At 36.6% G+C, this 20905-nt stretch carries 24 protein-coding genes; all 24 read left to right on the top strand.

Annotated features, from left to right (window positions below; genetic code table 11):
* Positions 1 to 10 precede the first annotated feature (10 nt).
* The 24 genes from dprA to ACWNMY_RS20090 all read left to right on the top strand — a co-directional run bounded on the left by dprA (position 11) and on the right by ACWNMY_RS20090 (position 20905).
* Complete coding sequence (gene dprA / locus ACWNMY_RS19975; protein ID WP_449539996.1) at positions 11 to 886, top strand: DNA-processing protein DprA; 876 nt, start codon at positions 11 to 13, stop codon at positions 884 to 886.
* A 229-nt stretch (positions 887 to 1115) separates the two neighbouring features.
* On the top strand, positions 1116 to 3191 hold the full coding sequence (topA, locus tag ACWNMY_RS19980) for a type I DNA topoisomerase (protein WP_449539997.1): 2076 nt from the start codon (positions 1116 to 1118) through the stop codon (positions 3189 to 3191).
* Positions 3192 to 3361: 170 nt separating this feature from the next.
* On the top strand, positions 3362 to 4264 hold the full coding sequence (gene xerC / locus ACWNMY_RS19985; protein ID WP_449539998.1) for a tyrosine recombinase XerC: 903 nt from the start codon (positions 3362 to 3364) through the stop codon (positions 4262 to 4264).
* A 17-nt stretch (positions 4265 to 4281) separates the two neighbouring features.
* Positions 4282 to 4824, top strand: a complete 543-nt coding sequence (gene hslV / locus ACWNMY_RS19990; protein ID WP_449539999.1) for an ATP-dependent protease subunit HslV — start codon at positions 4282 to 4284, stop codon at positions 4822 to 4824.
* Positions 4825 to 4837: 13 nt separating this feature from the next.
* A complete protein-coding gene (gene hslU / locus ACWNMY_RS19995; RefSeq protein WP_449540000.1) occupies positions 4838 to 6235 on the top strand; it encodes an HslU--HslV peptidase ATPase subunit in 1398 nt (465 codons plus the stop codon).
* A gap of 182 nt (positions 6236 to 6417) precedes the next feature.
* Positions 6418 to 7197, top strand: a complete 780-nt coding sequence (gene codY / locus ACWNMY_RS20000; RefSeq protein ID WP_449540001.1) for a GTP-sensing pleiotropic transcriptional regulator CodY — start codon at positions 6418 to 6420, stop codon at positions 7195 to 7197.
* A gap of 325 nt (positions 7198 to 7522) precedes the next feature.
* Complete coding sequence (gene flgB / locus ACWNMY_RS20005) at positions 7523 to 7921, top strand: flagellar basal body rod protein FlgB (RefSeq protein WP_449540002.1); 399 nt, start codon at positions 7523 to 7525, stop codon at positions 7919 to 7921.
* A 2-nt stretch (positions 7922 to 7923) separates the two neighbouring features.
* Positions 7924 to 8373: a flagellar basal body rod protein FlgC gene (gene flgC / locus ACWNMY_RS20010; RefSeq protein WP_449540003.1), complete on the top strand. Its 450-nt coding sequence runs from the start codon at positions 7924 to 7926 to the stop codon at positions 8371 to 8373.
* Positions 8374 to 8382: 9 nt separating this feature from the next.
* Positions 8383 to 8682, top strand: a complete 300-nt coding sequence (gene fliE, locus ACWNMY_RS20015; RefSeq protein WP_449540004.1) for a flagellar hook-basal body complex protein FliE — start codon at positions 8383 to 8385, stop codon at positions 8680 to 8682.
* Between the two features lie 39 nt (positions 8683 to 8721).
* On the top strand, positions 8722 to 10317 hold the full coding sequence (fliF, locus tag ACWNMY_RS20020) for a flagellar basal-body MS-ring/collar protein FliF (protein ID WP_449540005.1): 1596 nt from the start codon (positions 8722 to 8724) through the stop codon (positions 10315 to 10317).
* Positions 10318 to 10328: 11 nt separating this feature from the next.
* On the top strand, positions 10329 to 11348 hold the full coding sequence (fliG, locus tag ACWNMY_RS20025) for a flagellar motor switch protein FliG (RefSeq protein WP_449540006.1): 1020 nt from the start codon (positions 10329 to 10331) through the stop codon (positions 11346 to 11348).
* A complete protein-coding gene (gene fliH / locus ACWNMY_RS20030) occupies positions 11341 to 12096 on the top strand; it encodes a flagellar assembly protein FliH (protein WP_449540007.1) in 756 nt (251 codons plus the stop codon). The genes fliG and fliH overlap by 8 nt, the downstream gene beginning before the upstream one ends.
* 3 nt (positions 12097 to 12099) lie before the next feature.
* Positions 12100 to 13416, top strand: a complete 1317-nt coding sequence (fliI, locus tag ACWNMY_RS20035) for a flagellar protein export ATPase FliI (RefSeq protein ID WP_449540008.1) — start codon at positions 12100 to 12102, stop codon at positions 13414 to 13416.
* Positions 13417 to 13421: 5 nt separating this feature from the next.
* Positions 13422 to 13865: a flagellar export protein FliJ gene (fliJ, locus tag ACWNMY_RS20040; protein ID WP_449540009.1), complete on the top strand. Its 444-nt coding sequence runs from the start codon at positions 13422 to 13424 to the stop codon at positions 13863 to 13865.
* 8 nt (positions 13866 to 13873) lie between these two features.
* Positions 13874 to 14452 (top strand): MotE family protein, encoded by a 579-nt coding sequence (locus ACWNMY_RS20045; protein WP_449540010.1) that lies wholly within the window; start codon positions 13874 to 13876, stop codon positions 14450 to 14452.
* 53 nt (positions 14453 to 14505) lie between these two features.
* On the top strand, positions 14506 to 15822 hold the full coding sequence (locus ACWNMY_RS20050; protein WP_449540499.1) for a flagellar hook-length control protein FliK: 1317 nt from the start codon (positions 14506 to 14508) through the stop codon (positions 15820 to 15822).
* Positions 15823 to 15834: 12 nt separating this feature from the next.
* A complete protein-coding gene (flgD, locus tag ACWNMY_RS20055; protein ID WP_449540011.1) occupies positions 15835 to 16296 on the top strand; it encodes a flagellar hook assembly protein FlgD in 462 nt (153 codons plus the stop codon).
* Positions 16297 to 16308: 12 nt separating this feature from the next.
* A complete protein-coding gene (locus tag ACWNMY_RS20060) occupies positions 16309 to 16680 on the top strand; it encodes a TIGR02530 family flagellar biosynthesis protein (protein WP_449540012.1) in 372 nt (123 codons plus the stop codon).
* 84 nt (positions 16681 to 16764) lie between these two features.
* Positions 16765 to 17544, top strand: coding sequence for a flagellar basal body rod protein FlgG (gene flgG / locus ACWNMY_RS20065; protein ID WP_449540013.1), 780 nt, complete (start codon positions 16765 to 16767; stop codon positions 17542 to 17544).
* A 76-nt stretch (positions 17545 to 17620) separates the two neighbouring features.
* Entirely contained in the window at positions 17621 to 17830 is a 210-nt protein-coding gene (locus ACWNMY_RS20070; RefSeq protein WP_449540014.1) for a flagellar FlbD family protein, read from the top strand.
* Positions 17831 to 17836: 6 nt separating this feature from the next.
* Positions 17837 to 18262, top strand: coding sequence for a flagellar basal body-associated protein FliL (gene fliL / locus ACWNMY_RS20075; protein WP_449540015.1), 426 nt, complete (start codon positions 17837 to 17839; stop codon positions 18260 to 18262).
* Positions 18263 to 18304: 42 nt separating this feature from the next.
* Positions 18305 to 19306: a flagellar motor switch protein FliM gene (gene fliM / locus ACWNMY_RS20080; protein WP_449540016.1), complete on the top strand. Its 1002-nt coding sequence runs from the start codon at positions 18305 to 18307 to the stop codon at positions 19304 to 19306.
* Positions 19299 to 20525, top strand: a complete 1227-nt coding sequence (fliY, locus tag ACWNMY_RS20085; protein ID WP_449540017.1) for a flagellar motor switch phosphatase FliY — start codon at positions 19299 to 19301, stop codon at positions 20523 to 20525. The genes fliM and fliY overlap by 8 nt, the downstream gene beginning before the upstream one ends.
* 17 nt (positions 20526 to 20542) lie before the next feature.
* The gene (locus ACWNMY_RS20090; protein WP_449540018.1) at positions 20543 to 20905 is read left to right on the top strand and encodes a response regulator; all 363 of its coding nucleotides are present in this window, start codon (positions 20543 to 20545) and stop codon (positions 20903 to 20905) included.

A 20905-nucleotide genomic window follows, 5' to 3' on the forward strand; every position in this document is an offset into this window, starting at 1 on the left:
AGGAGACCGCATGGACAACTTTCGTGAAAATTTAATACATCTGCACCATTGTCGAGGCATTGGCTGGAAGTCAATTTTTCGAATCCTGCAACATGACCCTACACTTTCTTCTATATATAATATCCCCTCAACCTACTATGAAAAAATTCTTCCATTATCCAAATACCAAATGAATATTTTTTTAAAAGATTTGCATTCTTTAACAATCCAAAGTATGCTAAAACAATATAGCAATAACAATGTGGGGATAATAACCATTTTCGATAATGAATATCCTCGTCTTCTCAAGCAAATCTATGATCCGCCTTGGGTTTTGTATACGTCAGGTGACAATGCATTATTAAATAGCGATAAATTACTTAGTGTTGTTGGCTCACGAACTCCAACAGCCACTAGTAAACAAAGTATGACAACGCTTTTAGTACCTTTAATAAGGCAAGATTGGGTATTGGTTAGTGGTTTGGCACGTGGAATTGATACGATGGCACATCAACTAGCAATCAATTATAATGGCAAAACGATTGCGGTAATTGCAGGTGGCCTGCATCATATATATCCTCAAGAAAACAGAGAATTAGCAACTACAATAACTCAAAATCATATACTAATTTCTGAGTATCCCCCAAATACGAGACCTGAAAAATGGCATTTTCCTATGCGAAATCGAATTATCAGTGGGTTGACGCATGGCACGTTAGTTGTGGAAGCTAAGGAGAAAAGTGGCTCATTGATAACAGCTGATCAAGCCTTAAACCAAGGGAGAGAAGTTTTTGCTGTTCCAGGTTCGATTTTAGAACCTTCTTGTGTAGGCACAAATAAATTGATACAAACAGGGGCAAAATTGGTACTCACAAGCGGAGATATTCTATCTGAAATACATATTTAAAGATAAAAAGAAGTATAAAAATGTATAAAAATCATAAGAACGGTTTGACAAACTAAACATTATTATTTAATAATAGGTAAGATTTAACTTTATTAAGCGGAAGTTCAAACACTGCTGAATAAAGATAAAGTCTCTGGCGGATTCTTCAGTTTAAAAAGAAGTTTTGCCGCTGAGTCTAATTTGATCATAAAATTGAAAAATTATTTTACCTCCAAGGAGGAAGCGATACATGTCGGACTATCTAGTCATAGTTGAATCACCAGCAAAAGCAAAAACAATCGAAAAATACTTAGGGAAAAAATATAAAGTAAAAGCTTCAATGGGTCATATTCGTGACCTACCAAGAAGTCAAATGGGTGTGGATGTAGGTAATCAATTTGAACCAAAATATATTACAATTCGAGGCAAGGGACCTGTCCTAAAAGAACTAAAAACTGCTGCGAAAAAGGCGAAGAAAATATATCTAGCAGCTGACCCGGATCGCGAAGGGGAAGCGATTGCTTGGCATTTGGCTCATAGTCTTGACCTAGATATAACATCTGATTGTCGTGTAGTATTTAACGAGATTACCAAGGATGCGATTAAAGAATCATTCAAGCATCCGCGTCCAATAAACACTGACCTTGTAGATGCACAACAAGCACGAAGAGTTCTTGACAGATTAGTAGGGTACAATATCAGCCCACTACTTTGGAAAAAGGTTAAAAAAGGATTAAGTGCTGGAAGAGTTCAATCTGTTGCGCTTAGACTTGTCATTGAAAGAGAACAAGAGATTCAAAAGTTTGAACCTGAAGAATATTGGACCATTAAAGCAGACTTCATAAAGGGTAATGAACAATTTGAGGGGCAGTTCTATGGCTTAAATGGTAAGAAGGTAGAGTTGAATAATGAAGATGAGGTTAAGAAGGTACTTGCTACCATTGAGGGGAACTCATTTTCTATCACCTCAGTTACGAAGAAAGAACGTAAAAGAAACCCTGCACCTGCTTTTATTACTTCTTCTTTACAGCAGGAAGCTGCTCGAAAATTAAATTTCCGTGCCAAGAAGACGATGATGCTTGCGCAGCAATTATATGAAGGAATTGATCTTGGAAAAGATGGAACTGTTGGTTTAATTACGTATATGCGTACGGATTCAACAAGGGTTTCAGAGACGGCTATCCAAGAGTCTTCACAATATATCGAAAGCACATTTGGGAATCAATTCATATCGGATACAAAGAGAAAAGAAAAAAAGGGTACAAATACACAAGATGCTCATGAAGCGATTCGACCTACTTCTGTTTTTAGAGAACCGAGTAGTGTAAAACAATACCTAAGTCGAGATCAGTTTCGATTATATAAATTGATTTGGGAACGTTTTTTAGCAAGCCAAATGGCATCGGCTATCATGGATACAATGAGTGTCAATCTGAACAACGGGGATGTCGTATTCAGAGCTACAGGGTCAAAGGTGAAATTCCCTGGATTTATGAAAGTCTATGTTGAGGGTACTGATGATAATATTGAAGAAAAAGAAAACATGCTACCTGACTTAGAAAAAGGGGATACTGTTTTTTCTAAGGATGTTGATCCTAAACAACATTTCACTCAGCCACCTCCTAGATATACAGAGGCAAGACTCGTTAGAACCCTTGAAGAATTAGGAATAGGTAGACCATCTACTTATGCACCAACCTTAGATACCATTCAAAAAAGAGGATATGTTTCTTTAGATAATAAACGCTTCATTCCTACTGAATTAGGTGAAATCATTGATAGTTTAATACTAGAATTTTTCCCTCAAATATTAGATGTAAAGTTCACAGCTAAAATGGAACATGATCTAGATGAGATTGAAGATGGAAAAGTAGAGTGGATTTCTATCATTAATGATTTCTATAAGGATTTTGAAAAGAGTTTACAAGTTGCCGAAGAAGAAATGAAGGAAGTAGAAATAAAGGATGAACCAGCTGGAGTGGATTGTGAAAACTGTGGCCACCCAATGGTATTTAAAATGGGGCGTTATGGAAAATTTATGGCGTGCTCAAATTTCCCTGAATGTCGCAATACAAAACCAATCGTTAAGGAAATCGGTGTTCCATGTCCTAAGTGTGAAAAAGGAAACATTGTTGAGAGAAAGAGTAAGAAGAGAAGAATCTTTTATGGCTGTGATCAATTTCCTGAATGTGACTTTTTATCATGGGATAAGCCACTTCCAAGGAAATGTCCTAAATGTGAAGGTCTGCTAGTTGAGAAAAAGCTTAAAAAAGGTATACAGGTACAATGTGTTACTTGTGATTTTAAAGAAGAAGCACAAAAATAACATGAAGTGGTGAGCACAAAAAGCTGCTCACCACTTTACTAGTTATTTTAGAAATTCATCTTTTTTTACCTATTGAACACAATTCAGAATTTTGTAAAAAAATCAGAGTTTTTATTTGCAAGGGCTACTAAATTGTGATAATATTTAGTAGCCCTTGTGAGGTGAAAATATTGGAAAATGTGAACAAATCGTTACAGTTATTCAAAGAATATTTACAAATAGAAAAAAATTATTCAGAATATACTATTGTTCATTATGAGCAATCTATCGAACACTTTTTCTTGTTTTTGGAGCGGGAAACCATTTCGAATTTGTCTGAAGTAGAATATTTAGATGTACGTTTGTATTTAACTGAGTTGTATAAGAAACAATATGCTAGACGTACTGTAGCTAAAAAGATTTCAACATTGCGTAGTTTTTTTAACTATCTTTTAAAAGAAAAGCTAATCACCCATAATCCTTTTGCGTTGGTTTCATTACCAAAAAGGGAACAAAAACTCCCTCATTTTTTATATGAGGAAGAATTGGAAAAGCTTTTTGGAGTCTCAGATGTTACGACAAGTTTAGGTCAACGGGATCAGGCTATACTAGAATTATTATATGCGACTGGGATTCGTGTTAGTGAATGTTGTCAACTCACACTACAGGATTTGGACTTTTCCTTAGGTACCGTCTTTGTTCATGGAAAAGGAAATAAGCAACGCTATGTTCCTTTTGGTAGTTATGCGGAAGACGCATTAACGAGTTATATTTCTGAAGGTCGTAATGAACTAGCAGTAAAAGCGCAAGTACATACAAACCACTTATTCTTAAATTTTCGGGGTGGACCCTTGACGCCTAGAGGGGTTAGGTTAATTTTAAATAATATGATTAAAAAGACCTCTTCGACAATACATATTAGTCCACACGTACTTAGACATACATTTGCTACACACCTACTAAACGAGGGCGCAGATATGAGGTCTGTTCAAGAGTTACTTGGTCACGAAAATCTTTCGTCCACACAGGTTTATACACACGTTACAAAGGATCATTTACGAAATATTTATATGTCCTCACATCCACGTGCATAAGGAGGTAGTTAGACGAAATGTCAAATTTTCATGCAACTACAATATTCGCTGTTAAACATAAAGGGAACTCGGCAATGGCAGGAGATGGTCAAGTAACCTTCGGGAATGCTGTTGTTATGAAGCATACAGCTAAAAAGGTGCGAAAGCTATTTCAAGGAAGGGTCATTGCTGGATTTGCTGGTTCTGTAGCAGATGCCTTCACTCTTTTTGAAATGTTTGAGGGGCGTTTAGAGGAATTCAATGGTAATTTACAGAGAGCTGCCGTAGAACTTGCAAAGGAATGGAGAAGTGACAAAGTCCTTCGTAAACTAGAAGCAATGCTAATTGTAATGGACGAAAAGGACTTGTTGCTTATTTCTGGTACTGGTGAGGTAATTGAACCCGATGATGGAATCTTAGCCATTGGATCAGGAGGAAATTATGCTCTCTCAGCTGGACGTGCGTTGAAAAAATATTCAGGTGATCACTTAACAGCTAGGGAAATCGCACAAGCTTCATTAGAAATTGCTAGCGAGATATGTGTATATACAAACCAAAATATTATAGTTGAAGAGCTATAAGGAGGGGATTACATTGAAAACAAATTTAACCCCAAGACAGATTGTAGAAAAATTAGATCAATATATTATTGGGCAGAATCAAGCAAAGAAAGCTGTATCGGTTGCACTAAGAAATAGGTACCGTCGTAGTTTACTAAATGAAAAACTAAGAGATGAAATTGTACCTAAGAATATTTTAATGATTGGACCAACTGGAGTAGGTAAAACAGAAATTGCTAGACGACTCGCAAAATTAGTTGGAGCTCCGTTTATTAAAGTTGAGGCAACGAAGTTTACTGAAGTCGGTTATGTTGGTCGAGATGTTGAGTCAATGGTTCGTGATCTTATGGAGACTTCTGTTCGACTAGTTAAAGAAGAGAAGATGGCAGAAGTGGCAGAACGTGCCGAGGAAAATGCGAATAAACGCATTGTAGAATTGCTCGTTCCGAGCTCAAAAAAACAAACTTCATATAAGAATCCACTAGAAATGTTATTTGGTGGAGCAACTAATGATTCTGAAACAGAAAAGTCGTCTGAAGAAGATAATTTAGGTGACACAAGAAAAAAAATGGCTCATAAGCTTGCGTTAGGCGAACTTGAGGATTATTATGTAACAGTTGAGGTAGAGGAGCAACAGACTTCCATGTTCGATCTCTTCCAGGGTTCAGGCATGGAGAATATGGGTATGAACATGCAAGATGCACTTAGTAACTTAATGCCCAAAAAACGTAAAAAGCGTAAGTTAACTGTTAAGGAAGCTCGTAAAGTTTTAACGAATGAAGAAGCAGCAAAATTAATTGATATGGATGAGGTTACCCAAGAAGCAATTAATCGTGCAGAACAAACGGGAATCATTTTTATAGATGAAATTGACAAAGTTGCAGGTAAAAGTCATAATTCTTCTTCGGCTGATGTTTCAAGAGAAGGTGTTCAACGCGATATTTTACCAATTGTAGAGGGATCCACTGTCGTAACAAAGTATGGCTCTGTTAAAACGGATCATATGTTATTTATTGCAGCAGGTGCATTTCATATGTCTAAACCTTCTGACCTAATCCCAGAACTACAAGGCCGTTTTCCAATTCGGGTAGAATTAACAAAGCTAACGATTGATGATTTTTATCGGATTTTAGTAGAACCGGATAATGCACTATTGAAACAATATTCTGCATTATTAGAGACAGAAGGTATACAACTCGAATTTTCTGACGATGCTATTCGTAAGATAGCTGAAGTTGCCTTCCAAGTAAACCAGGACACAGACAATATAGGTGCTCGCCGACTACATACCATATTAGAGAGACTTTTAGAGGACTTATCATATGAGGCCCCTGATATTACGATGGAAAAGATCACAATCACGCCACAATACGTTGATGACAAATTAAGTACAATTGTTAAGAACAAGGATTTAAGTCAGTTTATTTTGTAATGAGGATGTTCAAAAGGTCCGGTGAAAATGACACATCGAATTTCTTCGTTGGCTTGTTTTTCCGTTGCTCACGTATTAACTACATACGTTCCGCTACGCAGGAACTACGCCGCCCCGAACTTCTCGGTCCTTTTCATCCTCCTTTTGAACACTCACTAAGATTATCAGGAGGAACGGTAAAAATGCCATTATTAGAAAGAACTAGAAAAATTAATGCAATGCTTCAAAAAGCGGCTGGTAAACCAGTTAACTTCAAAGAAATGTCAGAAACTCTACGCGATGTAATCGGAGGAAATGTTTTTATAGTTAGTCGCCGTGGAAAACTTTTAGGATTTGCAATTAACCAGCAAATTGAAAATGAAAGAATGAAAAAGATGCTTGAAGATCGTCAGTTTCCAGATGAGTACACACAAAATCTATTCAATATTAGTGAAACATCTTCTAATCTTGACATGGATAGCGAATATACTGCTTTTCCAGTGGAGAACAAGGAACTATTTAAAAGTGGGTTAACGACAATTGTTCCTATTATAGGTGGTGGCGAGAGATTGGGTACCCTTATTCTTTCGAGACTGGATCAAAGCTTTGAAAACGATGACTTAATTCTAGCTGAATATGGAGCAACTGTAGTTGGAATGGAAATTCTTCGTGAAAAGTCTGAGGAAATTGAAGAGGAAGCTAGAAGTAAAGCAGTTGTTCAAATGGCAATTAGTTCACTTTCATATAGTGAATTTGAAGCGATTGAGCACATCTTTGAAGAGCTTAATGGTAATGAAGGACTTTTAGTAGCAAGTAAAATTGCTGACAGAGTTGGAATAACAAGATCAGTTATTGTTAATGCTTTGAGAAAACTTGAAAGTGCCGGTGTTATTGAATCTCGTTCATTAGGTATGAAAGGGACGTACATCAAAGTATTAAACGATAAATTCTTACTTGAATTAGAAAAATTAAAATCACACTAAGATAAAAAACGAAGATGGTCAAAACCATCTTCGTTTTTTTATTTTTTTATTAAAATTTGTAAATAGATTACTATCATAAAATGTCGAAGTAATGCTAGTGGAAATATGTACTTGTCTTTTTCTGTAAATAAAGCGTGAAAGTCTGCTTACAACACTCTATAATTACAGTAGAATCTTATGTGAAAAAAGTCCTATATTGTCGAAATTAATCACTTTTTAACGAAAGCTTCATAGACAGATAGACTTAATTTCATTACAATAAGGAAGGGTTAACACAATTCGATATATTTATTCGTTACTTGGAGAAATTTTGTGAGGGGATATAATGAAACTTTTTTCTAATACGATACATTCACTCGAAAAAGCATTGGATTATTCAGCTTTAAAGCAGAAGGTGATATCCAACAATATCGCTAATGTTGATACACCAGGATATAAGTCACAGGACGTTAGCTTTAAAAACATCCTATCAAACGAGATGAATAGTCAAATGAGTGCAAATAGAACAAGTGAAAAGCATTTTGACTTTAAACGTAGTAGTCATTTTAACAGCAGTCCATATATTACAAAAAATGACACTGCGTATAACCATAATGGGAATAACGTTGATATCGATAAAGAAATGTCGTTACTTGCAGAGAATCAGATCTATTACAATGCGGTAACACAGCGAATAAGTGGGAAATTTAATACATTAAAAACAGTGATACGAGGAGGGAACTAACCATGTCGATCTTTCATAGTCTTAATACGAGTGCTTCTGCATTAACTGCTGGAAGGCTTCGCATGGATGTGATTTCTTCTAATATGGCTAATGTTGATACTACAAGAGGGAAGTTAGTAAATGGTGAGTGGCAGCCTTATAAAAGAAAAATGGTTGTTCAGCAACCCCAAGGTGCAACTTTCTCATCCTATTTATCAAAAGCAATGAATAACAGCAATGTAGGAAACGGCGTAAAGGTGTCAAGGATCGTGGAGGATAATACTCCATCTCAACTTGTCTATAATCCAGAGCATCCTGATGCAAATGAGGATGGTTATGTAGTTCTTCCTAATGTAGACCCACTAAAAGAAATGGTCGATTTAATTAGTGCCACAAGATCCTACGAGGCAAACGTTACAGTATTTAATGCATCAAAGGGAATGTTAATGAAAGCATTAGAAATCGGGAAATAGGTGATGTAAGTGATTGATAAGATAAATATAACGACACCCGGTGTTTTTTCAAAACCTGGAATTCAATCAAAAACTGCTAATGAGGTCCAAAAGGAATTTAGCAGTTTTTTAAAGGACGCTTTACACAATGTAAATGAAGCACAGCAAACATCAGATAAAATGACTGAAAAGCTTGTTAAAGGCGAAAACGTAGACTTACACCAGGTAATGATTGCTTCAGAGAAGGCGAGTGTGTCTCTTCAGGCAACACTTCAAATTCGAAATAAGGTAATTGAAGCATACCAAGAAATTATGAGAATGCAGGTTTAGTCTAGAGTGGTAAAAAAACTTGTTGCATAGGGGTATGTCATGAAGGAAAATTTAACTTTGTATAAAACCAAGATAAGTGAATATTGGAAAAAACAATCTGCCCTTCAAAAGACTTCTATTATTGGATTGCCTTTGCTGTTAATTTTAGTTGTTTCCGTTGCTGTGTTTTTTACGACGAAGCAAACTCTTGTTCCTCTGTATAGCAATCTTACTCCACAGGAAACAGGACAAATTAAAGCGAATTTAGATTCAAGGGGCATTCAATCAGAAATAGCAGATAATGGAACAACCATTAAGGTACCAGAGGAAGTGGTAGAAACCTTAATGGTTGATCTTGCGGCAGAAGGAATACCAGATAGTGGTAATATTGATTACTCATTTTTCGGACAAAACGCTGGTTTTGGTATGACCGATAATGAATTTAATATGCTCAAGCTTGAATCGACACAAACTGAGCTGGCAAACCTAATCAAAGGCATCGATGGAATTAACGATGCAAAGGTAATGATTAGTTTGCCGAATGAAGGTATTTTTGTTACGGACAGCCAAGCAGTGGCATCTGCGTCAATTGTCCTTAATACGAAACCTGGATACAAATTTGATCAACAAGAGATAAAATCACTGTATCACTTAGTATCGAAAAGTATTCCTAACCTACCTACTGATAATATCGTCATAACGAACCAAAATTTTGAGTACTTTGATCTCGAAAATGAAGAAAATTTATCAGGAGCTGGAAATATAGCGTCACAGCTTGATTTAAAACGTGAAATTGAAAGAGATATCCAAAGGCATGTACAACAAATGCTCGGAACAATGATGGGACAAGATAAAGTAGTTGTGTCTGTCACAACTGATATAGATTTTACTCAAGAAAATCGCCAAGAAAATTTAGTTACACCCGTTGACCAAGAAAATATGGAAGGTATCGAAATCAGTGTAGAACGTATAACAGAAACATTTACTGGTGATGGTGCTGAGGTCGGTGGAGTTGTTGGAACTGGGGAAACAGACGTTCCAACCTATAATGCAGATGGACAAGCAGGCAATGGGGATTATGAAAGAATCGAAGAACGAGTAAACAAAGACGTAAGTCGAATTACTCGAGATATTGTTGAAGCTCCATATAAGATCAGAGATTTAGGAATCCAGGTAATGGTCGAAGCTCCGGACCCGGAAAACCCTGCATCAATGCCACAGGAACGTGTAGATGATATTGAGAGAATACTAAGTACAATTGTTAGTACTAGTATAAACCAAGATGTAAACAATGAATTAACTCAAGAAGAGATTCAAGATAAAATTGTCGTTTCGGTTCAAGAGTTTAATGGGAAAAGTACAACTGTTACCGAAACTCCTGTTACAGCAACGATACCTTTATATATTTATATTATTGGGGGACTTCTAGTTGTAGGTATTATCATTCTATTACTCTTGTTCATACGTAAAAAGAAAGAAAAGAGATTGGAAGAAGAAGTTCCCGAATCGGAGCCAATTTTCTTTAATCAAATACCAGATGTTAACGAAGAAAAAGAAACGGATGCCTCGGCAAGAAGAAAACAGCTTGAAAAGCTTGCTAAGGATAAGCCTGAAGACTTTGCAAAATTATTACGTTCATGGTTAGCAGAAGAATAGGAGGTGGAGAAATGGCAAAGAGAGACAGTCAAAATGAGCTTACCGGAAAACAAAAAGCAGCCATTCTCCTCATTTCACTAGGACCAGATGTTTCAGCCTCAGTTTATAAGCACCTTTCTGAAGAAGAAATTGAAAAATTGACGTTAGAAATATCGGGTGTTCGTAAAGTAGAGTCAGATACTAAGGAACATATCATGGAAGAGTTCCATCAAATAGCAATTGCCCAAGACTACATTACACAGGGCGGAATTGGTTATGCAAAAACGGTACTTGAAAAAGCACTTGGAGAGGAACAAGCGAGTGTTATCTTAAATCGGTTAACATCTTCACTTCAGGTTAAGCCTTTTGATTTCGCAAGGAAGGCTGACCCAGGACAAATATTAAATTTTATACAGAATGAACATCCTCAAACTATTGCTTTAATTTTATCGTATTTGGATTCTAGACAGTCAGCTCAGATTTTATCGGAGCTTCCCCAGGAGGTTCAAGCTGATATCGCTAGAAGAATTGCAATAATGGATCGGACGTCACCCGAAATAATTAATGAAGTAGAGCAAATTCTAGAGAGGAAACTTTCAGCAACTGTGACTCATGATTACACACAAACCGGTGGTATAGAGGCGGTTGTAGAAGTGTTAAACGGGGTAGATCGATCTACTGAAAGAACGATTCTTGATGCATTAGAAATTCAAGATCCAGAACTTGCAGAAGAAATAAAGAAGAGAATGTTTGTATTTGAAGATATTGTTACACTTGATAATCGTGCAATTCAACGTGTAATTCGTGATGTAGAAAATGAAGATTTAATGCTTTCACTTCGCGTTGCAAGTGAAGAGGTTAAGGATATTGTCTTTAAGAATATGTCTAAGCGAATGGTCGAATCATTTAAAGAAGAAATGGAGTACATGGGGCCTGTTCGATTACGTGATGTAGAAGAAGCACAATCACGTATTGTTGCTGTTATAAGAAGACTTGAAGAAGCAGGTGAAATCGTCATCGCTCGTGGTGGAGGAGATGATATTATTGTCTAATGTCATAAAGTCGGATATGGCTAGAACGAGAGACCTACCTGAAAGAATTATCGGGCTAAAAACACTCCAATCAAATAACGATATTCAAATAGAAAATCATAAAGAACAGTTTACATCCCAAAAAGTGCTAGATGAAGCGAAAGAACAAGCTGACAAGATTGTGAAGGATGCAATCGCATATTCAAATTCTCTAAGGCAACAAATTTTAGTTGAAAAGAGAAATTGGGAGCAAGAACAACAGGAGCTTTATAAAAGAACTTCTGACGAAGGCTTCCAGTCTGGTTTGAAAGAAGGTAGAGACAAAGGATATGAAGAGTTTGTAACGATTCTTTCTGAGGCAAGACAAATTATTGATGCTTCCAAAAAGGATTATGATCTCTATCTTTCTTCATCTGAAGAAGTCATTTTGCAATTAGCAATGACAGTTGCGGAGAAGATTATAGGGGTTCATTTATCTACTAAACCTGAGGATTTTAAAAACCTTGTAAAAAATGCGATTAAGGAAGTAAAGGAACATTCAGATGTCACAATACATGTAAGTCCTCAATTTTATCCGTATATTGTGGAACAAAAAGAAGAGTTACTAGCCATCCTTAATAGAGAAACAGATCTTTTCATCTATCCTCAAGAAGAGTTGAACGAGACAGATTGTGTGATTGAATCCTCTTTTGGAAAGATTAATGCAAGTGTAGATACCCAGCTAACAGAGATTAAAGAGAAACTCTTCTCTTTGCTATTGGAGGAATAGGCTGTGAAGGCTATCGAACTTCTAGATGAGATACGTGAAATAGACTCCTACAAAAGATATGGCAAGGTTACTAGAGTTGTTGGTCTAATGATTGAATCACGGGGGCCGGAGTGTTCTATTGGGGATTTGTGCCATATTTATGTAGGTTTGAAACACAGAAGGTCCATCCAAGCTGAAGTGGTTGGTTTTAGTGAGGAACATGTAATACTAATGCCATTTTCAAATGTGAAGGATATATCACCTGGTAGCATTGTAGAAGCAACCGGTAAACCACTGGACATAAAGATAGGTGCTGGTTTGATTGGAAAGGTACTAGACCCACTAGGGCAACCACTTGACGGAACTCCACTTCCAAAGGGGTTATCAGCTGCTCCAACTGAGCAGGATCCTCCAAATCCATTATCTCGTCCACCTATTCATGAGCCGATAGAGGTAGGCGTGAAAATGATTGATACTCTTCTCACGGTGGGTAAAGGACAACGTGTTGGTATATTTGCAGGAAGTGGTGTAGGCAAGAGTACATTGTTGGGTATGATTGCCCGAAATACAACTGCAGATATTAATGTTATAGCTCTTGTCGGAGAGCGGGGCCGCGAAGTCCGAGAATTTATTGAAAAGGACTTAGGTGAGGAAGGTCTTAAAAGATCTATATTGGTTGTTGCAACCTCTGACCAGCCAGCACTTCTTCGAATAAAGGCCGCAATGACAGCAACAGCGATTGCAGAGTATTTTAGAGATAAGGGTCAAGATGTAATGCTCATGATGGATTCTGTTACTCGTGTAGCAATGGCAAGTAGAGAGATAGGATTAGCAATTGGAGAGCCTCCAACTACAAAAGGTTATACACCAAGTGTATTTACTACCCTACCAAGACTACTAGAAAGAACGGGAACGAATCATTTAGGTTCAATCACCGCCTTTTATACTGTATTAGTAGACGGTGATGATATGAATGAACCGATTGCAGATACAGTTAGAGGGATATTAGATGGGCATTTTGTCTTAGACAGAAGCCTTGCAAATAAGGGGCAGTACCCGGCTATTAATGTTTTAAAATCCATAAGTCGTGTAATGAATCAGATTACTACAAGCGATCATAAAGCTTATGCAGAAAAAATTAGAGGGCTAATGGCAACGTATCTTAACTCAGAGGATTTAATTAATATTGGTGCATATAAAAGAGGTTCGTCAATTGAAGTTGATGAAGCAATAAGATATTATCCAAAGATTATTTCGTTCGTCAAACAACAAACAGATGATAAATATACATTTGAAGAAAGCTTACACTTACTAGCACAGTTAGCTGAAAAAGGTGAATAATACCAATGAGTTATCAGTTCAAGTTTCAAAAGGTATTGTCGATAAAAGAGAGTGAGAAGAATCAAGTACTTGCGGATTATAAATCATCAGTCAAGGAATTTGAGACAGCTGCGGAAGCTTTATATGAATCGCTAAAAAAGAAAGAAACACTTGAAGAACATCAAAGACAGCAACTAACCAATGGTTTATCCATTCACAGTATTCGTCATCAGCAATCTTTTATTACGGGTCTGGAGAAAACGATTGTATATTATCAACAACTTGTTATTAAAACAAGACAAAAGATGCAACAATTACAGGCATTATTGACTGAAAAGAACATTGAGGTTAAAAAATATGAGGTTATCCATGAAAAGGATATTGCCAATTATGAAGGACAATTAAAGATTTATGAGAGTCAAATGATGGATGAAATCTCAATCCAACAATTTTTGTCAAAGGGAAGATAGGTGATTGAATGGAAACAACCGAAAAAGAATATAGCAAATTCCAGTGGTTTCTGTTTGTTGTTCTAATACCTTCTCTCTTTACTCTAGTTGTTGTGTTTGTACTATTAACTGTTGCTGGATTTAATCCTGTAGGAACAATTAAGGAGTTTACAAACAAACTACCGGTAGTGTCTTCTCTTTTTAACGATGAGGAAGATAAGCAGACACAAAAAACTGGAGAGGCTGAAGTGTCAACCGTAGATTTGGAATTAGAAATCCAGACAAAAGAATCGGAAATTGCAGATCTAAAAAATCAACTGGATAAAAAAAGTGGAGAAATAGATTCCTTGCAGTATGAGATTGATAGACTTTCAGAAGAAATCGTTCAGCTCCAAGAAGAACACTTGGCAAAAAGTAAATCCTTACAGGAGCTTACGCAGATGTATGAGCTAATGTCTCCCAAAAATGCAGCTAAAATCATCCCGAATCTGAAGGAGAATGAAGCAAAAGAGATCCTGACTAGTATTGACACGGAAAAGTTAGCAGCTATTTTTGAAAAAATGTCTCCTCAAGATGCAGCAAGATTCACAGAATTAATCACGCAGTAGTCGAAGATAGAATCGTATGATCCTATTTGAAAGGGGGTGAGAAACAAGTGAACATGGTAGCAAATTTAGGTACGACGGTATCACCAAATAAAACGGGAGCACCTACGATAATTGGGAAAGTGACTCCTGGTGTCAAAGAAGATTCTTTTCGTGAAAAACTACAATCTATGATTATGAGTAGTTCTACATTTTCAACACTTAATACTGATATAAAACTACCACATGTTTTACGGAGTGATAATGAAGAAGTAGAGCAACTCCAGCAAGAATCAGTTGAAATGCTTAATCAATTCTTAGCAGAAATGGAAGCTTTCGTAAGAGATGAGGTTGACATATCTGATTTTGATGAAATTCTTTATATGTTACCGCCTGAATTAACTGAACAAATCAAAGCATTTCTTACTGGTATTATCAATGGCACTAACGATCTAAAAATAGAACAGGTAACAGCAAATCCTGAACGAATTGGCTTACTTTTATTAACAACTCGTTTTGTTGAAGAAGAAACTCATTCAAATAAGGTAGATCTATTAAACGTATTTAAACAATTGAAGGCGGATGTAACAGAAACACTTCAAGCTAATGCAAACACGCAAGAGAGTAAGCAGATCGTTCAAACTGATTATAGATCTAATAAGCTTATTAATGATTTAATACAAAATATTGAGAACAAGCTGACCGTTAGTGAGAAGCCACAAATAGATTTAACAGCTCGAACTCATTATTTACAAACAGTCCATGCTAGGTATTTCACTACACCTAAAGGGATAGATTCGAAGGAATCGTTGATTACTGAAAGGCTATTGCAAAAGGCTAGTAATACAACGCAAGTATCTTCTATTGCAAGTGAAGGTTTGATTGCCAGTGATATTGGCAATAACCAGTTACCAAAAGTGCAGCAATTTTCTTTGTTTATTGAACAAGGTGCTAAACAATTACCGGACCAACAACAATTTATTAGGCAGTTTCAAAACATCCTCGCTAGAAGTAGCTTTATGAATGGGGCGGGAGGACAAAAGCTCTTACTTAATTTGTATCCTGAACATTTAGGTTCATTAAGAATTGAGCTCCTTCAAAGTGAATCGGGAATGATTGCACGAATTATGGCAACAACTAGCCAAGCGAAGGAACTGATTGAATCGCAGTTAACTAACCTAAAACATTCTTTCTTATCACAGAATATAACTGTTGAAAAAATAGAAGTTTCTTCACAGTTACAGTATCAGACGGAGGAAAGTAATTTGTATAAGGATAGTGAACAACAAAAACGTCAACCTGATCAGGGGAAAAAAGAAAATGAGCAGCATGAAACGAATGAAGAACAATCTTTTTTTTCTTTCCTAGATGAACTCGTAAATATCAAAGTGTAGGTGGTGAACAAAGTGACTGCAAAAATTGATTCAAGCCTGTATCTTACCAATCTTAAACAGGAGAGGAAAACAGGTTCTGATATTCTGGGAAAAGATGATTTTCTAAAAATACTAATGACACAACTCCAGAACCAAGATCCAATGAATCCGATGGAGGATAAAGACTTTATTGCTCAAATGGCTTCTTTTACCTCGCTTGAACAAATGACAAATATGAATAGTACATTAGAAAAGTTTGTGAATGGGCAACAAGGTGAACAGCTTCTAAAATACAGCAGCATGATTGGAAAAGAAGTTGAGTACAGTTATAAATCTACAGATGAGAATGGCAATGAAGTAATAAAGGATGGACAAGGGTTGGTTCATTCAGTATCTCAAAAATCAGGTTTTATTGAACTCGAGTTAAAGGATGGAACAAAAATTTATAGTGATGAAATTACGAAAGTAAAGGAACCTTCTAACGAAGAAGAGTAGGAGGTGTTTACCGTGGACCATCGTATATTACAAATGCAAAATCATCCTTTGTCGTTGCAAACTCGTAAAAAAGTACAACATACAGAGAAACCAAATGTTTCTTTTAAGGACACTTTACAACAAGAGACAAAGTTAATTATTAGCAAGCATGCTCAAAAGAGATTGGATGAGAGAAACATAAGTATTCAAGATTCTAAATGGAACGAAATCCAAATGAAAATTTCAGAGGCAAAAACAAAGGGAATACGAGATTCATTGGTTGTTACAAATGATGCAGCTTTAATTGTCAATGTCCCAAATAACACGGTCATTACGGCAATGAATCGTGATGAAGCAAATTCTCAGATTTTCACCAATATCAATGGAACCATTATTTTAGACTAAAAACTAAAAACGGGCTGGACCTTAACAGGAAGCCAAAGGTGTGCGGACTGATAGAAGCCACCATAATCGAAAGGGGAAAAACAAATGTTACGTTCAATGTATTCAGGAATCAGTGGTATGAAAAATTTCCAAACGAAGTTAGATGTAATCGGGAATAACATCGCTAACGTCAATACGTTTGGATTTAAAAAAGGTAGAGCGATATTTTCAGATATGATGAATCAGACAATTCAAGGGGCAAAAGCAAATGACGGTACAATGGGTGGTGTAAACCCAAAACAAGTCGGTTTGGGTTCTACGTTAGCTACAATTGATACAATTTCTACCCAAGGAAGTATCCAATCTACAAACCGCCCACTTGATTTAGCAATATCTGGTGCAGGCTATTTCACAGTGACTGACGGAACAAATGACTTTTATACAAGAGCTGGGAACTTTTATTTAGATGAAACAGGTCAATTGGTAACTGCTAGCGGATTATATGTGCAACCAGGAATTAATATCCCATCAGATGCAAAAAGCTTTAGCGTTGATACTTCAGGTGCTGTAAGTTACGTAGATAATGCAGGTAACCTAGTAACTGCAGGAACACTTGAAATTAGTATTTTTGCAAACCCTGATGGTCTTGAAAAACAAGGTGATAATCTATTCTCTGAAACTCTGAACTCCGGTACCCCAACTGCGGTAACAGCAGGTAATGGAGGAAGCGGAAAATTAATGGCTGGCGCCCTAGAAATGTCGAACGTTGATCTCTCTGAAGAATTTACTGAGATGATTGTGGCACAGCGTGGCTTCCAAGCGAATACTCGTATCATCACAACTTCTGATGAGATTCTGCAAGAATTAGTAAACTTAAAACGTTAAGGGGGTAAGGGGTTTAAGTAGTATCTTTATTCTGTCCGGGGTTAAGCTCCGACAGAATAAAGAACCCCGGTAAATATTGATAACTTTAACTAAATTAAATGATAAAAGTTTCACTCTAAATGCAGTATATATAGAGCAGGTTGAATCCTTTCCTGATACAACCATTACATTAACGAATGGTAAAAAGTTTGTTGTGAAGGAAACAGAAGAAGATGTACAAGAGAAGGTTATTGAGTTTTATCAAAAAATAAATGTACTGGGCCTTCGTAAAAACCTGGAGGGATAAGGTGCTATGAAAAACAAGTTGCTCATTATTATGATCATTATTTTAAGCACAATTACATTAGTTGGAACAACTGCCTTTGTTATCTTAACGAAGGTAACTGCTAGTGATAGCGAAAAGGAACCATCCATCGATGAAGTGATCAAGTCTACCGTAGAGATTCCAGAGATCACAACAAAGTTATTGAGTGATGATTATATTCGTATTTCTTTTAACATGCAAACAGATGGTAAAAAAGCAAAAGAAGAATTGGAAAAGCGTAGCTTCCAGGTAAATAATCTCATTATAAAAGAGCTTTCCAATATGACGTCCGAGGAGTTTAAAGGTGAAGAAGGAATCGTAAATCTAGAAAATAGATTAAAGGAACGTATTAACGAGTTAATGCAAGATGGTACTGTCGTTAAAGTATATGCGACTTCTTTTCTTCCGCAATAAAGCATAAAGCAATAAAAGTCCTTAATGAGCGGAGGTGGAACCTTGCCTGGTGAAATATTATCTCAAAGTGAAATAGATGCTTTACTTTCGGCCCTATCAACAGGTGAAATGAATCCTGAAGAGCTTAAACGAGAAGAAAGTGAGCGTCGTGTTAAAGTATATGATTTTAAAAGGGCACTACGTTTCTCGAAGGATCAAATCCGAAGCATTACGAGAATACATGAAAATTTTGCAAGGTTATTAACAACTTATTTTTCTGCGCAACTTCGAACCTTTGTGCAAATTACTGTTGGGACTGCAGATCAAGTACCCTATGAGGAATTCATTCGTTCAATTCCTAAAATGACAATTTTAAATGTGTTTGAAATGCCACCATTAGATGGTCGAATTCTCTTAGAGGTCAACCCTAACATAGCATATGCAATGCTTGATCGAATGCTAGGTGGTAGAGGTGCAGGCTATAATAAAATTGAGAATCTAACGGAGATTGAAACGAAAATAATGAGTAATATGTTTGAAAAGGCTTTTGACAATGCGAGAGAAGCATGGGGGAATCTAGTTGAAATTGATCCGATATTAACCGATTTTGAAGTAAATCCACAATTTCTTCAAATGGTTTCACCTAATGAAACAGTTGTTGTTATCTCGCTTAACACTCAAATTGGAGAAACAAGTGGAATGATAAATATTTGTATTCCACATGTGTTTCTAGAGCCAATTATTCCAAAATTGTCTGCCCATTACTGGATGCAAACAGCGCCTAAAAAGGATCGGAATTCTGAGGAACTCTCAAATATTAAACATAACCTAAAGGATACTTATCTACCTATAATTGCAGAATTAGGGACTGCCAATATAGCAATTCAGGATTTTCTATCATTAGATACGGGAGATACAATACAGCTTGAGAAGACGATTCAACAACCAATTGAACTTAAGGTAGAGGGTATACCGAAATTTTACGCTCAGGTTGGTAAGGTTAATAAGAAACAGGCTGTACAAATCCTAGAGGAGATTAAAAGGGGGGACAGTGTAGATGAATAATGGAAATATGCTATCACAGGATGAAATAGATGCTCTTTTAAGAGGTACTGAAGATTTAGACAACGAAAAACCGGTAGCTAGTACTCAACAACCCCTTGTCGCAGATTTTTTATCATTAATTGAGCAGGATGCACTTGGGGAGATTGGTAACATTTCTTTTGGCAGCTCAGCAACTGCTTTATCAACACTACTCAATCAAAAGGTTGAAATAACTACACCAAATGTGACTCTTGTTCAGAGTTCAAAACTTGCTGATGAGTTCCCGCACCCACATGTTGCAGTCTATGTAAACTATACTGCGGGTTTTACAGGAACAAATCTCTTAGTGATTAAACAAAGTGACGCTGCTATTATTGCTGATTTAATGCTAGGTGGGTCTGGACTAGCTGCTCCTGATTCATTAGGAGAGATTCAATTAAGTGCAGTTCAAGAGGCAATGAATCAAATGATGGGTTCAGCCGCAACCTCAATGTCAACAGTATTTAGTAAGAAAATAGACATTTCACCACCTAGCATTGATATCTTAGATATTAGACAGGGTGAAGGTGCAGAAAATCTTCCACATGATGATATTTTAGTAAAAATATCATTTCGATTAAAAATAGGTGAACTCATTGACTCCAATATTATGCAATTAGTACCAGTTGAATTTGCAAAAGAACTTGTAAGTGAACTCCTTTCACCAACCTCAAGCATTGAGGCTGCGCCAACATTGGAAGTTCCTTCAGGTTTAGGTAATGTTGGAGTGCCTATACAGCAATCTAGTCAATCTGAACAGTCTATTGAACATCAGTATGATTCATCATACCAGCCAAACAGGGTACAAGATAATAGACAAAACATGCCAACACAACCAAATAATAGTCCGCAACATCTAGGTGGAACACAGGCAAAGCAACCGGAAATTCAGCCTGCAGTATTCTCGGATTTTGACCCTGTACCACTCCAAGAAACGGAGTCTAGAAATCTTAATATGCTTTTAGATATTCCGCTTCAAGTAACAGTTGAACTAGGGAGAACAAAGCGATCAATCAAAGATATTCTAGAATTATCTGCCGGATCTATTATTGAATTAGATAAGCTTGCAGGTGAACCGGTCGATGTATTTGTAAATGGTAAGCTAATTGCAAAAGGTGAAGTAGTTGTAATCGAAGAAAACTTCGGTGTCAGAATTACAGACATTATTAGTCAAAGCGACCGATTAAAGAAATTAAATTAACTTAGGGGGAACTTTATATGGCACATAAAATTTTAATTGTGGATGATGCAGCATTTATGAGAATGATGATTAAGGACATCCTAACTAAAAATGGGTATGAAGTTGTTGCGGAGGCAGCAGATGGTGCACAGGCTGTTGACAAATATAGAGAACATCAACCAGATCTCGTTACTATGGATATTACGATGCCTGAAATGGACGGCATAACTGCATTGAAGGAAATCAAAAAGATTAATCCAAATGCAAAGGTTATTATGTGTTCAGCAATGGGACAACAAGCAATGGTAATTGATGCAATCCAAGCGGGAGCAAAAGACTTTATTGTTAAGCCGTTCCAAGCAGATAGAGTTATTGAAGCAATCAGTAAAACATTAAGTTAA

The sequence above is a fragment of the Ferdinandcohnia sp. Marseille-Q9671 genome, assembly GCF_976954385.1.

Excerpts from the sequence above, each read along its gene's own strand:
- dprA (WP_449539996.1), top strand. The coding sequence starts at position 11 with ATGGACAACTTTCGTGAAAATTTAATACATCTGCACCATTGTCGAGGC.
- topA (WP_449539997.1), top strand. The coding sequence starts at position 1,116 with ATGTCGGACTATCTAGTCATAGTTGAATCACCAGCAAAAGCAAAAACA.
- hslV (WP_449539999.1), top strand. The coding sequence starts at position 4,282 with ATGTCAAATTTTCATGCAACTACAATATTCGCTGTTAAACATAAAGGG.
- codY (WP_449540001.1), top strand. The coding sequence starts at position 6,418 with ATGCCATTATTAGAAAGAACTAGAAAAATTAATGCAATGCTTCAAAAA.
- flgB (WP_449540002.1), top strand. The coding sequence starts at position 7,523 with ATGAAACTTTTTTCTAATACGATACATTCACTCGAAAAAGCATTGGAT.
- flgC (WP_449540003.1), top strand. The coding sequence starts at position 7,924 with ATGTCGATCTTTCATAGTCTTAATACGAGTGCTTCTGCATTAACTGCT.
- fliF (WP_449540005.1), top strand. The coding sequence starts at position 8,722 with ATGAAGGAAAATTTAACTTTGTATAAAACCAAGATAAGTGAATATTGG.
- fliG (WP_449540006.1), top strand. The coding sequence starts at position 10,329 with ATGGCAAAGAGAGACAGTCAAAATGAGCTTACCGGAAAACAAAAAGCA.
- fliJ (WP_449540009.1), top strand. The coding sequence starts at position 13,422 with ATGAGTTATCAGTTCAAGTTTCAAAAGGTATTGTCGATAAAAGAGAGT.
- ACWNMY_RS20045 (WP_449540010.1), top strand. The coding sequence starts at position 13,874 with ATGGAAACAACCGAAAAAGAATATAGCAAATTCCAGTGGTTTCTGTTT.
- ACWNMY_RS20050 (WP_449540499.1), top strand. The coding sequence starts at position 14,506 with ATGGTAGCAAATTTAGGTACGACGGTATCACCAAATAAAACGGGAGCA.
- flgG (WP_449540013.1), top strand. The coding sequence starts at position 16,765 with ATGTTACGTTCAATGTATTCAGGAATCAGTGGTATGAAAAATTTCCAA.
- fliL (WP_449540015.1), top strand. The coding sequence starts at position 17,837 with ATGAAAAACAAGTTGCTCATTATTATGATCATTATTTTAAGCACAATT.
- fliY (WP_449540017.1), top strand. The coding sequence starts at position 19,299 with ATGAATAATGGAAATATGCTATCACAGGATGAAATAGATGCTCTTTTA.
- ACWNMY_RS20090 (WP_449540018.1), top strand. The coding sequence starts at position 20,543 with ATGGCACATAAAATTTTAATTGTGGATGATGCAGCATTTATGAGAATG.